This is a genomic window from Gulosibacter sediminis, assembly GCF_014904065.1.
Taxonomy (GTDB): Bacteria; Actinomycetota; Actinomycetes; order Actinomycetales; family Microbacteriaceae; genus Gulosibacter; species Gulosibacter sediminis.
The window spans coordinates 53,367-67,713 of the sequence record NZ_JACXJG010000010.1; the positions used below are offsets into that span (position 1 = coordinate 53,367).

Below are 14,347 nucleotides of genomic sequence, written 5' to 3' on the forward strand. Positions count from 1 at the left end.
CAGAAGGGTTAGTTGGTGAAGGCGTTTTGGCCCGTGAGGTGCTGGCCGATGATGAGGGTGTGGACCTCGTCGGTGCCCTCGTAGGTGCGCACCGACTCGAGGTTGTTCGCGTGGCGCAGCACCGAGTTCTCGAGCAGGATGCCGTTGCCGCCGAGGATCGTGCGGGCCTCACGGCAGATCTCGATCGCGGCGCGGCAGTTGTTGAGCTTGCCGACCGAGATCATGTGGCGCTCGAGCTTGCCGGCGTCCTTGAGGCGGCCGATGCGCAGCGAGAGCAGCTGGCCCTTGACGATCTCGAGCGCCATGTCGGTGAGCTTCTTCTGCGTGAGCTGGAACGACGAGAGCGGTCGGTTGAACTGGTGGCGCTCGCCGGCGTAGCTCGCGGCCTTCTCGAAGGCGTCGCGGGCCGCGCCCATCGCGCCCCAGACGATGCCGTAGCGCGCCTCGTTGAGGCACTCGAACGGCGCGCGCAGGCTCGTCGCGCCCGGCAGGCGGTCGGCCTCGGTGAGGCGGATGTTGTCGAACGTGAGCTCGGTCTGAATCGACGCGCGCATCGACAGCTTCGGCTCGAGCGCCTTCGCGGAGAAGCCCTCGGCGTCGGTCGGCACGATGAAGCCGCGCACGCCCTCGTCGGTCTTTGCCCAGACGATGGCGATCTGCGCGATCGTGCCGAGGCCGATCCAGCGCTTCGAGCCGTTGAGCACCCAACCGTCGCCGTCGCGCACGGCGGTCGTCTGCATCCCGGCCGGGTCGCTGCCGGCCTCGGGCTCGGTGAGGGCGAAGCAACCGACGACACGGCCGGCGGCCATCTCGGGCAGCCAGTGCTGCTTCTGCTCCTCAGAGCCGTGCTTCGCGATTGCGCTCATCGCGAGCGAGCCCTGCACCGACACGAAGGTGCGCAGACCCGAGTCGCCCGCCTCGAGCTCCTGCATCGCGATGCCGTACTCGGTCGCGCTGCGGCCCGCGCAACCATAGCCCTTGATGTGCATGCCGAGCAGGCCGAGTTCGGCCATCTCGGGGATGATCTCGGTCGGGAACACCGCGTCCTCGTACCACTGCTCGATGTTCGGGCGGATGCGGCGGTCGACAAACTCGCGGACGCGGCCGCGCAGCGCGAGCTCCTCTTCGGTGAACTCGGCGTCGAGGTTGAGCAGGTCGGTCAGTTCAGACAATGTTGGGCCTTTCGGTGGTCGGTGCGTCAGTGTGTCAGTAGCGCGCGCGGATCTCGTCGCCGTCGGCGTCGAGGGCGGGCGGGCCGACGAGGGGCAGGGGGAACTCGGGGGTGTAGCGGATGGGGTGGCGCAGGCCGCTCGACGCAACGCCGTCGCGCTCGAGCGGCACGACGGGGTCGATGCCGAGCTCCTGCGCGAGGGCGATGCCCTCGGCGATCGTGTTCACCTTGCCGACGGCGAGGCCCGCGGGCACGAGCTGGTCTTGCCACTCGGCCGCCGGCTTCGCGGCGAGGGCCTCGCTGAGCAGCGGTCGCAGCGCTTCGCGGTGCTCGACGCGCAGCGGGTTCGTCGCAAAGCGCTCGTCGTCGGCGAGGTGCGGCACGCCGAGCTCGCGCGCGAACACACGGAACTGCTTATCGTTGCCGACCGCCACGGCGAGCTCGCCCTCAGCACACGGCAGCGACTCGTAGGGGCAGATCGACGGATGCATGTTCCCCAGGCGGGTGGGCGAGGCGCCGGCGCCGACGACGGCCTGCGACTGGTTGGCGAGGGCCTGCTGGATGCTCGAGAGCAGATTGACCTCGACGTGCAGGCCCGTGCCGGTCGCGTCGCGGTGCCGGAGTGCCGCGAGCACGCCGATGGTGAGATCCTTCGCGGCGAGGATGTCGACGAGCGCGACGCCGACCTTCATGGCCGCGCCGTCGCGCTCGCCGGTGACGTGCATGAGGCCGCTGAGTGCCTGCACGACGAAGTCGTAGCCGGGGCGGCTCGCGCCGCCGGCCGAGCCGAAGCCCGAGATCGTGGCGGTGACTATGCGGGGGTTGAGTTCGCGCATCGCGTCGTGGCCGATGCCGAGGCGGTCGAGCGCGCCCGGCAGGAAGTTGTCGACGGCGATGTCGGCGTCGCGGATGAGCCCGCGCACGACGCGCAGGTCGTCCTCGTTCGTGAAATCCAGCGCAACCGATTGTTTATTGCGGTTCGCCGTCTGGAAGTAGGTGGCCGTGCCGTCCTCGGCGTAGGGAGGGCCCCAGGTGCGGGTGTCGTCGCCCGCGCCCGCGCGCTCGACCTTGACCACCTCGGCGCCGAGGTCGGCGAGCGTCATTGCGGCCATCGGGCCGGCGAGAATCCGCGAAAGATCAAGCACGCGCAGGCCCGCGAGGGGTCCGGCCGGCTGCTGTGGTGTCGTCATATTGCTCCCCGGGGCCGCGCATCGTTGCGCGCGATCCCCGTTGTCATCGTAGGCAGTTCGACCGGGTCAGTTCCAATCCTCAACTGAAACTCATTCGTTTAATCTGCAGTGGTCGGATGCGATTCGAAGATGTATGTTTGCAATACGTGCAATATCTGGCAAATTAACGGCGAATCTCGGAGCTTCCAACGACGTCTGTCAAGGAAGATCGCCCCAGGAGGTGAAAACTGCTCTCCCCATCCCCCTTGTCGAAACCTGCAGGATTGCTAGTATTGCCCGCATCCGGGCGACACTGTAGTCGGCCGGGGTTAGTCCCAAGATCTGATTCGTCACGCACGAGGCGGCCACGACGGCTTAAACCTCTAAAAGTGAACTGAATCACCTGCTCAGAGAGGTCGGAGCCCTCCATGGAGACTTCAACGCACAACCAACCGCCCACCGCCGAGGACGAACTTCACATCGAGAGCGAGTTCAAGCGCGATATGGGGTTCTGGGGCAACCTTGCCCTCGGCTTTACCTATCTCTCGCCGGTCGTCGGCGTCTACACCACCTTCGCCGCGTCGATCGCGATCGCCGGCCCGCCAGCGTTCTGGATGCTCGTGATCGCGGGCCTCGGGCAGCTGCTCGTCGCCTGCGTGTTCGGCGAGGTCGTCTCGCAGTACCCGGTCGCTGGCGGCATTTACCCTTGGAACCGACGCCTCTGGGGCCCCAAGTGGGGCTGGATCTCGGGCTGGATCTACATGATCGCGATCAACGCGACCATCGCATCCGTCGCCTACGGTGCCGGCCCGTTCCTCGGCGCCCTCTTCGGTATCGAGATGAACGCGACCGCCAACGTGCTGCTCGCGCTGTTCCTGCTCGTGCTCGCGACCCTCGTGAACTTTGGCGGCACGAAGTTCCTCGCGAACGTCGCGTTCATCGGCTTCGTGGTTGAGATCGTCGCGACGGTGTTCATCGGCGCCTGGCTGCTCATCGCCTCGCGCCACCACGACCTCAGCGCGCTGTTCACCGACTTCCGCACCCCCGAGATGCAGGAGGCGACGCCGTTCCTCGCGGCCTTCATCGGCTCGGCGATCTTCGGCATCTACCTCTACTACGGCTTCGAGGCGAACGGTGACGTCGCCGAAGAGGTGAAGAACCCGGGCCGCGTGATCCCGCGCGCCATGCGCATGACGATCTATGTTGGCGGTGTCGCCTCGATGTTCATTGCGCTCGGCCTGATCCTCGCCGTGCCCGACTTCACCGCGGTGATGGACGGTACGGCGACCGACCCCGTGAGCGAAATCTTCCTCGCGACCTTCGGCCCGGTCGGCTTCCGCTTTGTGATGATCATCGTGCTCGTCTCGTTCCTCTCGTGCACGATCTCGTTGCAAGCCGCGGCCTCACGCCTCATGTACTCGATGGGACGCGACAAGCAGCTGCCGCTGTCGAAGGCGCTCGCGAAGTTCAACCGCAAGCGCGCGGTGCCGCCGTACGCGCTCCTCGGCGCAGCGCTGCTGCCCGCGATCGTGCTGGTCATCTCGCTGCTCAGCGCCGACGCGCTCATCGCCATCATCTCGTTCGCGGCCTTCGGCATTTACCTCGCCTTCGCGAGCGTCGTCATCGCGTCGATCCGTGCCCGGGCAAGGGGGTGGAAGCCGAAGGGCGAATTCACGATGGGCAACATGGGCTGGGTCGTCGCGATCGCCGCGTTGATCTACCAGGCCTTCGCGGTCTACACGCTCGTCCAGCCCGTGCCCGACGTGAACTGGTTCCAGTCGTGGATGGTGCTGATTGTCGGCACGCTCGTGGTCGTCGTGGGCCTGCTCTACCTGTTCATCGCGAAGCCGCACCTCAACGCCCCGGCGCAGCTCGCGGGCACCGGCGTCGTCGACCTCAGCTACGCGACGCCGATCGCGCAGTCCGAGGAGGCCGTAGACCTCGCTATGCGGCTTAGTGGCAAGAAGCCGCACGTCTATCCCGAGCGTGGCCCGGGCGACGACGCGCGGGGCTAGTCGCGATACAGCAGTCGTAGGCCGAGCCCAGGGGTTGGGATGCTCACGCACGAAAACCCCTGGGGCACGGCCGCGACGAGCACGCCGGTGCTGAACTCGCCCGAGTTACCGACGAGCACCTGATTGTGCCGGCTCAACACCGCGGCCCCGCGGGGAAGTGGCGCGAGCATCGGAATCAGTACCCGCTCGAGATCATCCATACGCACATCCGAGCCGACGATGCCAACCTTGCGCTCGCCGACGAACGCCGGCACCGTGAGCGTGCTGATGTAGTAGTCGACGCCGAGGTGGTCGATGTATGGCCCGGCGATCGTGCGTGACTCGTGGTGAAATCCGCTGCGAAACCAGTCGAGCTTCTCGTAGTCGTAGAAGCGCTCCGAGCGCGGGTCGAGGACGAAGTTGTTGCGCTGAAACTTCTCGCCGTCCCGCAGCCACCACTCGAGACGGGCCCGAGCCGGGTCGAGTTGTGCGAGCTCGAAGACGATGCCAGCGCCGTCGCTGCGCGGGTGTCGCTCGAGAAAGGCCACCGAGATCTGACGGATGCGCTCGCTCACCGGCGGCGTGATGACCACGGGCCGCCCATCCGTGAATGTCGCGGCGAGTTCGGCCGTGATCTCGTCACGGAGTTGCTCGATGTCGAGGAAGTAGCACTCGAACCAGTCGGCGATTTCGGTGACGGCGGTGGCAGGGGTCGTCATGAAGCTGCGTTCCCTTCGGAGTCGGGGCGGTCGAGCGTGAGCTTGACGTCGATGATCCGGTACGTGGTTTGTCGAATGAGGTTGCCGATGGTCGACTCGGCGAGTTCCGGGTCGCGCGCGCGCAGCGCGTCGGCGACCTGGATGCGCGCATACTTTGCGGCCTCGGGGCTGGTGGCGGCGGCGGCCGGCGACCATTTCAGCGTCGAGACCTCGCTCTGGAGGCGCATCTGCGCGCGCATGAGCCGCTGCGACTGCGACTCGGCGCCGAGCTGCACGTAGAAGCGGTTGTCGAGGCTGACCTGCGCCGTGAGATCGGCGCTCTCAGCCTGCTGCTGCGCCTGCTCGGCGAGCGCCTCGAGGTCTTGATCCAGGGCGCGCTGGCTCACGAGGCGGGCGATGCCGCCGGCGACGGCCGTGTGTTCATCGCTGTAGTCGCGCAGGTCGATGATGCTGAGCGAGCGCAGGTACTCGCGCACCTGCGAGTCGCTCGGGAACGGCACGCGCATGACGAACGTGCCGCCGTCGCGCCCGCGCCGGGTCTCGACGACCTGTTGCGAGCGCAGCACTGCGAGGCTCTTGCGCAGGGTGGCGACCGCGACACCGAACTCCGCGGCGAGGTCGATCTCGGCGGGGAGGCGATCTCCGACGGCGATGGAGCCGAGCGAGATCGCGGCGGTGATCGTGTCGGCGAGCTCGTCGCCAGACGTCAGCGACGCCGGCAGTCGGGGCCGGACGGGACTGAAGAGCGACGCGGTGTTCATCTTGGTGTCAGTCTAGGAACCTTTCGCCTCGGCGCCCAGCACTCCGGGCAACCATTCGAGCGCGACATCGCTCGGGAGGTCCCAGGACGAGGCGTCGTGGCGCCCGTAGTCGCCGACCCGGGTCGCGCCGAGCTCGGCGAAGCGGCGGTCGAGGTGCTCGCTGCCCTGGCTGTAGGTCTCCTCGTAGAAGGTGTCGCCGAGGCCGAACATGGCGTAGCGCACGCCGGTGAGGTCGCCCGCGAAGTCCTTGAACTTCTCGAAGAATGGCAGGGCGGTGTTCGGCAGCTCGCCCTCGCCGTGCGTCGAGCAGACGATGATGTAAACGTTGTCGGCGGTGATCGACTCGGGCTCGAAGTCCTGCAGGTCGAACACCTCCGACTCGTGGCCGTCCTGCTGCAGGCGACCGTTGATGTCCTGCGCGATGAGCTCGGAGTTGCCCGACTCGGTGCCGTAGAGCACGGTGATGGTCATGAGTGTCCTCACTTAGTGGTTGCGGCTCGCACCGTTGCGAGCATCGTGTCGTGGTCGGTGATTTTGTGGCGGATGCGCCCGGGCTCGGCNCGCGCGCACCTCGGCCTCGTCGATGTGACGCCAGTCGTCGAAGCTGACGGCGTTCGCGCGGGCACGCTCGGGCAGGCCCTCGTAACCCCGCGCCTCTTCGTGCGCATGGAATCGACCCGCCTCGACGTCGGCGATGATCTCCTTCGCCACCTCGTTCGCGTCGGCGCGGTTCGCGGGGATCGCGCCGTGGGGGCCGCGCTTGAGCCAGCCAACGCGGTAGAGCCCGTCTTCGATGCGCCCCGTGGTGTCGTCGGGCGTGAAGTCGAGGTGCTGGGCGTAGTGCCACTGGCCGGGGGCGTTCACGTCGAAGCCGATTGCGCTGATGACGGTGTCGCACTCGAGCACGCTCGGCTCGCCCGCGGGCGCCGCCTGCAGGTGCAGGGCCTCGACGTGCTCGGTGCCGCGGATGCGCCCGGGCTCGGCNGCCGAAGATGAAGTGCACGCGCGCCCGCCACGCGTCGACGTCCAGCGCGGCGAGCTGGGCGAAGGCCTCCTCGCGCTTGCGGCCGAGTGCGTTGTCGTCGGTCGCCGGGCTCGTGTTGGCGTAGCTGAACTTGACGCCGTCGATCTTGCCGAGCTCCCGCACCATCGCGACGTCGGCCTTGGCGGCGGCGATGGGGGAGCGGCTCAAGACGGTGATCTCGGTTGCGGGTGCCTCGAGGTACTGCCGCAGCGCGGCGGAAGCGACGTCGCTGCCCTCGTAGTCGGCATCGGTCTTGATGAGAAACCTCACCATGTCGAGCGCGACGTTGCCCGCGCCGACCACGACGACTCGGCGGCCGATGTGGGGCATGGGGATCGCCGGTCGCGGCACGGCGTTGAACGCGTTGACGATGTCGCCCGATACGACGACGCCGGGGAGTTTGCCGCCTGGAATCGAGAGCGCGCGGTCACGCCACCGCCCCGAGGCGAGCACGACGATGTCGTAGTTCTGGCGCAACTGGTCGAGGCCGAGGTCGGTGCCGACTTCCATGTTGCCGGCGAAGCGCACGCCGCCGTCGGCGAAGCTTCGGTCGAACTGCCGCGTGATCGCCTTCGTGTGCTGGTGGTCGGCGGCGACGCCGTAGCGAATCAGCCCGTACGGCACGGCGAGCCGGTCGAAGACCGTGACCTCAGCATCCGGCCACTTGCGGTGGAGTGCTTGGGCGGTAAAGCAGCCGCTCGGGCCACTGCCGACGATGGCGATATGGCGCGGCGCTGCGTGATCCGTTGTGAGGATCTCGGACATTGGGTCCTCCATAAAAATCTGGTTTTCAATCATTACCCGCTCCGCGAGCTTCCGGCAAGTGGTTCGCGCAAACCCCGTACACATTCAGAGAATCGGGCGAAATTGCCCTCTTGTGCTTCCACGGGGCCTGTGGTTCTATTCATTCACCAATGAAGGTTTAATCGCCTGAATCCCCGGAAATCGACGAAGATTTGCAAGAAGGGAACGTCATGAGTCACACCCAAGTGATCGACGATCTGCCATATTTCGACATCGCAGACCCGAAGTTTACGATGCAGTCTGAGGCGGTGCGCGATGCGCGCGAACGCTCGTGGATCGCGAAGACCAACTACGGCTACGCGGTGCTGCGGTACGCCGAGGTGGCCGAACTGCTCAAGCATCCGAAGCTCTCGCAGGGGTCGGCGCGCTGGCCCGAGCTCAACGGGGTGCACTCCGGCCTCTTCTACGAGTGGTGGAGCAAGAACCTGCTCGTGCTCGAGGGCGACGAACACCACCGCATCCGCCGCCTGCTCAACCCCGCCTTCTCGCCCTCGATGGCGCGTCGGCTCGAGCCCCAATTCACCACGCTGGCGGAGGAGCTCGTCACGAGCTTCAAGGACCGCGGCGAGTGCGAGTTTGTCGCCGACTTCGCCGAGCCGTTCGCGACCCGCGCCCTGTGCATCATGATGGGCCTCGACCACAAGCACTGGCAGTTCATCGCGAGCCGCGCGAACACGGTTGGCTACGCGCTCAGCGTGAGCATCAAGGACGACATCGAGCAGATCGACGAGGCCGTGCACGAGCTCTATGACTTCGTTGAGCAGCTCATCGAAGAGCGCAAGGCGAACCCTGGCGAGGACGTCGTGTCGCGGCTCGTGCAGTTCAGCGACGACGGTGACAAGCTCTCGGGCGAAGAGCTTCGCAACGCCCTCGTGCTCATGCTCTTCGGCGGGATGGACACGACGCGCAACCAGCTCGGGCTCGCGCTGCAGACGTACATCCACAACGCCGCGGAGTGGGAGAAGCTCGCCGCCGACGAGTCGCTCGCGAGCGCCGCGCTCGAGGAGGCGCTGCGCGTCAACCCGACGACGCGCTGGGTCACGCGCGAGGCGATCGACGATTTCGAGTACGAGGGCGTGCGGATCGCGAAGGGCACGACCGTGCACTTGTTCACGGCGACCTCGGGCACCGACCCGGTCGCGTATCCCGACCCCGAGGTCGACATCACGGCTGAGGAGCGCAAGCCGCACTTCACCTTCGGCGGCGGCGTGCATCACTGCCTCGGCCACTACATCGCGCGCGCGGACATGAGCCAGGCACTGCCGGTGCTCGCGCGCAATCTCACCAACATCCGCTCGACGGGTGGGGACGAGTGGCTGCCGGACTCCGGCAATACCGGCCCGGTGCGATTCCCCATCTCGTTCACGGCGCGGGCCTAGGCCCACGCGCACGGAAGGCAAGGCAATGACCAACCACAGCACGACGACGGTTGAGCCGCACGTCGAGAAACTCCAGACCGCGGCGGTCGAGCTCGGGCGCAACCTCGGCGACTTCTATCGCGAGAGCGTCGAGGCGGCGCTCAACGACAACGGCGCGTTTGGGCACCACCAGGAGCAGAACCTCGAGGACGACACCGTCGCCGAGATCGTCGAGAAGATCGAGCGCTCGGGCGTGAAGTACCTCTATTACATGCTGCCGACGCTCGGCGCGCGCACCGTCGCGAAGATNGGTGCCGGCGAAGCACATCGTGCGCAACCTCGAAAAGGGCATCGCTTTTCACCGCACGGCGCTGAGCGATCTCCAGTCGGACATCTTCGGCAACCTCATCGGCGGCGGCATCGAGGCGAAGGAATTCGTCGGTCTACCCGAGCCCGAGTCGTTCCAGCAGTTGCCGTGGGACGGCGAGATCGGCCGGATCTTCTGCGCGGCCTACGAGCCCGAGCATCTCCCCGGCGTCGGCGGCCGCCCGCTCGCGATCGACTCGCGCGCGAACATGCAGCGCACGCACCAGCTGCTCAAGGATGTCTTCAGCCTCACGATGAAGTCGGGGACTGAGCCCGAGATGACCTGGACCGGCGACTCGATCGAGCCCACGCTCATCCCAGGGCACAGCCCCGCCTACCAGGTCGAGAACCTCGAGGTCATGCGTCCTATCTATAAGCGGCTCGAGGAATACGCGACCGCGCTCGACTTCGACATGATCGAGGGCGACTACGAGGACAAGGGCCAGATCGAGCTCAACTGGATGTTTGACGACATTGAGCGCACGGCTGATCGGCTCGTCACCTACCGCCAGATTTGCTCGCAGGTCGCGCGTGAGTTCGGGGTGCAGGCGTCGTTCATGCCGAAGCCATACCTCGGCTCGATGGGCAACGGCTGCCACCATAACCTGTCGCTCTGGGACGACGAAGGCACGAACACCTTCGTCACTCCGGGCGTCACCGAGCTGCACATGTCGCAACTGGGGCGCTGGGCCATCGGCGGCGTGCTCAAACACGCGCCGTCGATGATGCTCGTTATGGCGAGCACCGTCAACTCGTACAAGCGGTTCTGGGACCCGGGCCAGTTCGCGCCCGCCAGCGCCGACTGGGGCCTCGACGACCGCGCCTCGATGGTGCGCATCTCGGCGAACGGACGCGCCGAGGTGCGCGTGCCCGACGCCTCCGTCAACCCCTACCTCTCGCACTCACTGCTCGTGTCGGCAATGGCCGACGGCATCGGCAACGAGATCGAACCGCCCGCCGCTGGCTCGGGCGGCGCCGAGCTGCCGATGACGCTCGGTGAGGCGATCGAGGCATTCAAGTCGTCCGACTGGAATCAGGCGAACCTGCCTGAGGATCTTCGTCGCATCTATTTGGAGATGAAGTCGGACGAATGGGCCCGCTACTGCGGGGCCGTGACCGAGTGGGAATTCAATCAGTATTGGCAGGCGATTCCGTAATGCGCACCATCAAACTTGCATGTATCGATTCGGCGGCACCGCCGCTCTTTGACCTTTCGACCGACGGCGGCAAGACCCGCCCGGGCTTCGAACCGGATGTCGCGGTGCTGGTCGCCGGCGAGCTCGGCGCCGAGGTCGAGTGGGTCATTCTGCCCTGGGACGACATGATTCCCGCGGTGCAGGATGGCCGCGCCGACGCCGTCTGGTGCGGCCAGGGCATCATCCCTTCGCGTCAGGAGCTCGTCGACTTCACCCGCCCCTACACCGTGTTCAACGAGTCGGTGCTCGTGCGTGCCGGCGACCCGGCGCGGGCTCCCGAGGATATGCGCGGCTACCGCGTGGGTGCAATCGCCGGCTCGACGAACATGAAGCTCGCTGAGACGTTCCCCGAGGCCGAGCTCGTGCCGTTTGGCGCGAGCGATGACGTCTTCGCCGACATGCTCGAGGCGGTGCGCAGCGGCTTCGTCGACGCGATGATCGACGACGACGTGGTGACGGTGCCGCTCGGCGACGAGCCCGAGTTCGACCTCGCGTTCACCGCGCAGACCCGCAACAAGTGGGGCGTCGGGGTGCGCAAGGGCAACACGGAGCTGCTCGAGGAACTCAACGGCGAGATCGGCCGCGTGCTCGATGACGGCCGGCTCGAAGCAGTCTGGGTCAAATGGATGCCGCACCTGCCTTTCCCGGGTGAGACCCTGCGCGGGGAGGGCGCCTAGCCTTGCGACCGATCATCGGCGTGCCGGGGCTGAGCTCGGCCAAGATTCAGGGCCTGCGCTTTGATGCCTCGGTGGCCGCTAACGCCGTCCTGCGCGCGATCCAGCGCGCGGGCGGCGACCCGGTCGTCCTGAGCCCGCTCGTCGACTGGGCGAACCCCGACTCTCGGTTCTGGGGCCTCGTCGACGGGCTCGTGCTGCCGGGCGGGCCCGACATTGACCCGTTCCGCTACGGTCAGCTCGCCGAGGCAAGCTACGCCGGGTGCTCGTACGACGGGCAGGATGACGCCGACGCGGCGGCCATCGCGGCGGCGGCCGAGCACGGCATCCCCGCCCTGCTGATCTGTCGCGGGATGCAGCTGTGGAACGTCGAGCGCGGGGGCGACCTTGTGCAGCACTGGCCGCAGCAGCCGCAGGAACATGTCGACACCATTCACGACGTCGAGGTTGCGCCGGGCAGCGCGCTCGCGGGGGCGCTGGGGGAGGCGGCCGCGGGCGTCGTCTCGGTGTCGAGTTATCACCATCAAGCCGTTGGGCGCGTTGGCGAGGGCATGCGCGTCACGGCGCGGGCCGCCGACGGCGCTGTCGAGGCACTCGAGGACCCGGAGCTGAACATCGTTGCGGTGCAGTGGCATCCCGAGGATCGCAGCGACTCGGTCGCGAGCGATCAGGCGCTGTTCGACTGGGTCGTGGCCCAGGCCCGCGCACGCTCGAGCGAACAGAACGCGGCGTGACGCCGCTGACGTGGGACGAGGCGGTGACGACCTCGGCGCATCCCGATGCCGACGTCGAGATCGCAGTCGTCGTGCAGCTGAATACGCCGGGGCAGTCGTCGTTCTCGCGCGGGTTGAATCGCGATCTGATTCAGGTCGCCGTGGCCGCGCTGCATGATGCCGGCGCCCGCGCGAGCCTGCACGACGTGGCCGACGAGACGCCGCCCGATGCCGAGGCGATTCGCGGCGCCGACGGCATCCTCGTGCTCGGCGGTGGCGACGTCGACGCGACGCTGTACGGGCACACCGACCCCGTGCCGAACGAGTACGGCAAGGATCGTCGCGCCGACGACCGCGAGCTCGAGCTCATTCGTGCCGGCATCGCCGACGACGCGATCATGCTGCACCTGTGCCGTGGCTCGCAGTTGCTCAACGTCGCGTGCGGGGGTTCGCTCGTGCCCGATCTCGATCCGTTCGAGCTGCACAAGGGTGCGCCGGGCGACCCGCTCTTCGTGGATGAGGTGGTCGAGCTCGTCGAGGGCAGTCGCCTTCGTGAGCTGTATGGATCGTCGAGCCTGACGGTGCGCAACGGGCATCACCAGGCCGTCGACCGGGTCGGCGAGGGGCTGCGCGTCGCGGCGCGTGCCGGCGACGGCATCACCGAGGCGACCGAGCGCGTCGGCAACACCTGGATTCTCGGGGTGCAGTGGCATCCCGAAGAGCTCGCGGCGAATCTTGACGATCGGCGCGTGCTCTTCGGGGAGTTCGTGCGACAGGTGCGGGCGCGAGCCGGGGCNTCGCTAGCCGCGCCGGTTCGGGAACTTCTGCAGCACCTTTTCGTAGAGCTCCTGTTCGGCGTCCGGGCCCGGCTTCACGCCGCCCGGGATCGCCACGAAGAACACGGCGCCGACGATCCACCAGACGCCGAAGATGAGCCACGACTCGATGCCGATGCCGGCGGGCATGCCGGGCAGGTAGAGCGAGCAGAGGAACGCGGTGATCGCGATCGAGAGGCCGCCGATGACGACGCCGAACTTGCCTATGCCGCCGATGCGCAGCGGGCGCTCCATGCGAGGCTCGCGCACGCGGAGGATCACGAACGAGATCGACACGAGCAGGTAGGCGGTGACGATCATCGGGGAACCCGCGTCGACGATCCAGCCGAGTGCGGAGGCGCCGAAGAACGGGGCGATCGTCGCGATGGCGCCGAGCACGATGAGCGCGTTCGCGGGCGTGCCGTACTTCGGGTGCAGCTTGCCGAGCCACGCGGGCAGCATGCCGCCGCGGGCGAGCGAGAACATGAGGCGCGAGGCACCGAGCTGCAGCGAGTTCCACGACGTGATGATGCCGGCGACGCCTGCCGCGACCATGAGGTTCGCGAAGAACTGGTTGCCGAACAGCGCGCCCATCGCATCCGCCGCCGGCAGGCTCGAGCCCGCCATCTGCTCGTGCGTGAGCGCCGACGAGACCGTGAGCACGATCATGATGTACCAGGCCGCGGCGATGAGCACCGAGATGAACGAGATGTTGCCCACCTTGCGCGGCGGGATGTCCACCTCTTCGGCGGCCTGGGGGATCACATCGAAGCCAACGAAGAGGAACGGCACGACGATGAGCACCGCGAAGAAGCCCGCGGAGCCGCCCGTGAAGAAGGGCTCGAAGTTTGCGCCAGAGCCGCCCGTGACCGAGCCGAAGATCTGCAGCGCGCCGATGGCGAAGAGGAAGATGACGACGAACATCTGCACGCCACCCGCGACCTTGACGCCGAGGATGTTGATGATCGTGATGAGCACCGCGACGACCGAGCCGACGAGGGCCCAGACGAGGAAGACCTCGGAGCCGCTGACCGTCCAAAGGTGGATCTGCTCGAGGTCGACGACATAGTCGATGGCTCGGGGGAGCGCGACCGCCTCGAATGCGACCACCGTGGCATAGCCACCCGTGATCGCCCACGAACCGATGAAGGACCAGCGCGGGCCCATCGCACGGATGATGTAGTTGTGCTCGCCGCCCGCCTTCGGCATCGCGGCGACGAGCTCGGCGTAGACCAGCGACACGATCGCCATCATGAAGCCACCGACGACGAACGCGAGGGTGGCGCCGAGCGAGCCGGCGCTTTCGATCCATCCTCCGACGAGCGTCACCCAGCCGAAGCCGACCATGGCGCCGACGCCGAGAGTGAGGGTGCTCCAGACCCCGAGCGTGCGCTTCAGCCCTGTTGGTTCCGGTGGGTCGCGATCTTCGAGCGTTGTTGGGCTGGCGGACATGCGTGGTTCCTACCGTCGTTGTATGGCGCGGATGCCGTCGTGAAGTTTCCAGCAAGTTAGCACGGAACGTACAGCTTGAGCGATACCTCTTTACTCGCCCGTGATACGCGGTGTGCCGAGTAGGCTCGGTG

The 14,347-nt window shown here is 67.1% G+C and carries 11 protein-coding genes and 2 pseudogenes; 6 read left to right on the plus strand and 7 right to left on the minus strand.

Annotated elements, in window-relative coordinates:
- Positions 1-8: 8 nt before the first annotated feature.
- Together ID132_RS05910 and ID132_RS05915 are read right to left on the minus strand one after the other, a co-directional pair.
- A complete protein-coding gene (locus ID132_RS05910) occupies positions 9-1,172 on the minus strand; it encodes an acyl-CoA dehydrogenase family protein (protein ID WP_193128111.1) in 1,164 nt (387 codons plus the stop codon).
- 34 nt (positions 1,173-1,206) lie between these two features.
- On the minus strand, positions 1,207-2,361 hold the full coding sequence (locus tag ID132_RS05915; RefSeq protein ID WP_211198293.1) for a CaiB/BaiF CoA transferase family protein: 1,155 nt from the start codon (positions 2,359-2,361) through the stop codon (positions 1,207-1,209).
- A 407-nt stretch (positions 2,362-2,768) separates the two neighbouring features.
- Between ID132_RS05915 and ID132_RS05920 the strand changes: the two genes are divergently transcribed.
- Positions 2,769-4,355, plus strand: a complete 1,587-nt coding sequence (locus ID132_RS05920; RefSeq protein WP_193128112.1) for an APC family permease — start codon at positions 2,769-2,771, stop codon at positions 4,353-4,355.
- Here ID132_RS05920 and ID132_RS05925 read toward each other — a convergent pair.
- The 4 genes and pseudogenes from ID132_RS05925 to ID132_RS15195 form a co-directional block, all read right to left on the minus strand.
- Positions 4,352-5,053 (minus strand): cache domain-containing protein, encoded by a 702-nt coding sequence (locus ID132_RS05925; RefSeq protein WP_125106997.1) that lies wholly within the window; start codon positions 5,051-5,053, stop codon positions 4,352-4,354. The two genes, ID132_RS05920 and ID132_RS05925, sit on opposite strands and share 4 nt — an antisense overlap.
- Complete coding sequence (locus ID132_RS05930) at positions 5,050-5,814, minus strand: FadR/GntR family transcriptional regulator (protein ID WP_125106998.1); 765 nt, start codon at positions 5,812-5,814, stop codon at positions 5,050-5,052. The genes ID132_RS05925 and ID132_RS05930 overlap by 4 nt, the downstream gene beginning before the upstream one ends.
- A gap of 12 nt (positions 5,815-5,826) precedes the next feature.
- The gene (locus ID132_RS05935) at positions 5,827-6,285 is read right to left on the minus strand and encodes a flavodoxin domain-containing protein (RefSeq protein ID WP_125106999.1); all 459 of its coding nucleotides are present in this window, start codon (positions 6,283-6,285) and stop codon (positions 5,827-5,829) included.
- A gap of 760 nt (positions 6,286-7,045) precedes the next feature.
- Positions 7,046-7,687 (minus strand): annotated as a pseudogene (locus ID132_RS15195) (FAD-dependent oxidoreductase); the annotation flags it as partial.
- A gap of 125 nt (positions 7,688-7,812) precedes the next feature.
- Here ID132_RS15195 and ID132_RS05950 point away from each other — a divergent pair.
- From ID132_RS05950 to ID132_RS05970, 5 genes and pseudogenes are all read left to right on the plus strand, one after another.
- Positions 7,813-9,021, plus strand: coding sequence for a cytochrome P450 (locus tag ID132_RS05950; RefSeq protein WP_193128114.1), 1,209 nt, complete (start codon positions 7,813-7,815; stop codon positions 9,019-9,021).
- Positions 9,022-9,329: 308 nt separating this feature from the next.
- A complete protein-coding gene (locus ID132_RS13740) occupies positions 9,330-10,523 on the plus strand; it encodes a glutamine synthetase family protein (protein WP_328743697.1) in 1,194 nt (397 codons plus the stop codon).
- The gene (locus tag ID132_RS05960) at positions 10,523-11,239 is read left to right on the plus strand and encodes an ABC transporter substrate-binding protein (RefSeq protein WP_125107003.1); all 717 of its coding nucleotides are present in this window, start codon (positions 10,523-10,525) and stop codon (positions 11,237-11,239) included. Before ID132_RS13740 ends, ID132_RS05960 begins: the two co-directional genes overlap by 1 nt.
- Positions 11,240-11,241: 2 nt before the next feature.
- Positions 11,242-11,970 (plus strand): gamma-glutamyl-gamma-aminobutyrate hydrolase family protein, encoded by a 729-nt coding sequence (locus ID132_RS05965; protein ID WP_125107004.1) that lies wholly within the window; start codon positions 11,242-11,244, stop codon positions 11,968-11,970.
- Between the two features lie 185 nt (positions 11,971-12,155).
- A pseudogene (locus ID132_RS05970) lies at positions 12,156-12,656 on the plus strand (gamma-glutamyl-gamma-aminobutyrate hydrolase family protein); the annotation flags it as partial.
- Between the two features lie 93 nt (positions 12,657-12,749).
- On the opposite strand, the gene ID132_RS05975 reads toward ID132_RS05970, so the two are convergent.
- Positions 12,750-14,216: an APC family permease gene (locus ID132_RS05975; RefSeq protein WP_125107005.1), complete on the minus strand. Its 1,467-nt coding sequence runs from the start codon at positions 14,214-14,216 to the stop codon at positions 12,750-12,752.
- Positions 14,217-14,347: the final 131 nt, after the last annotated feature.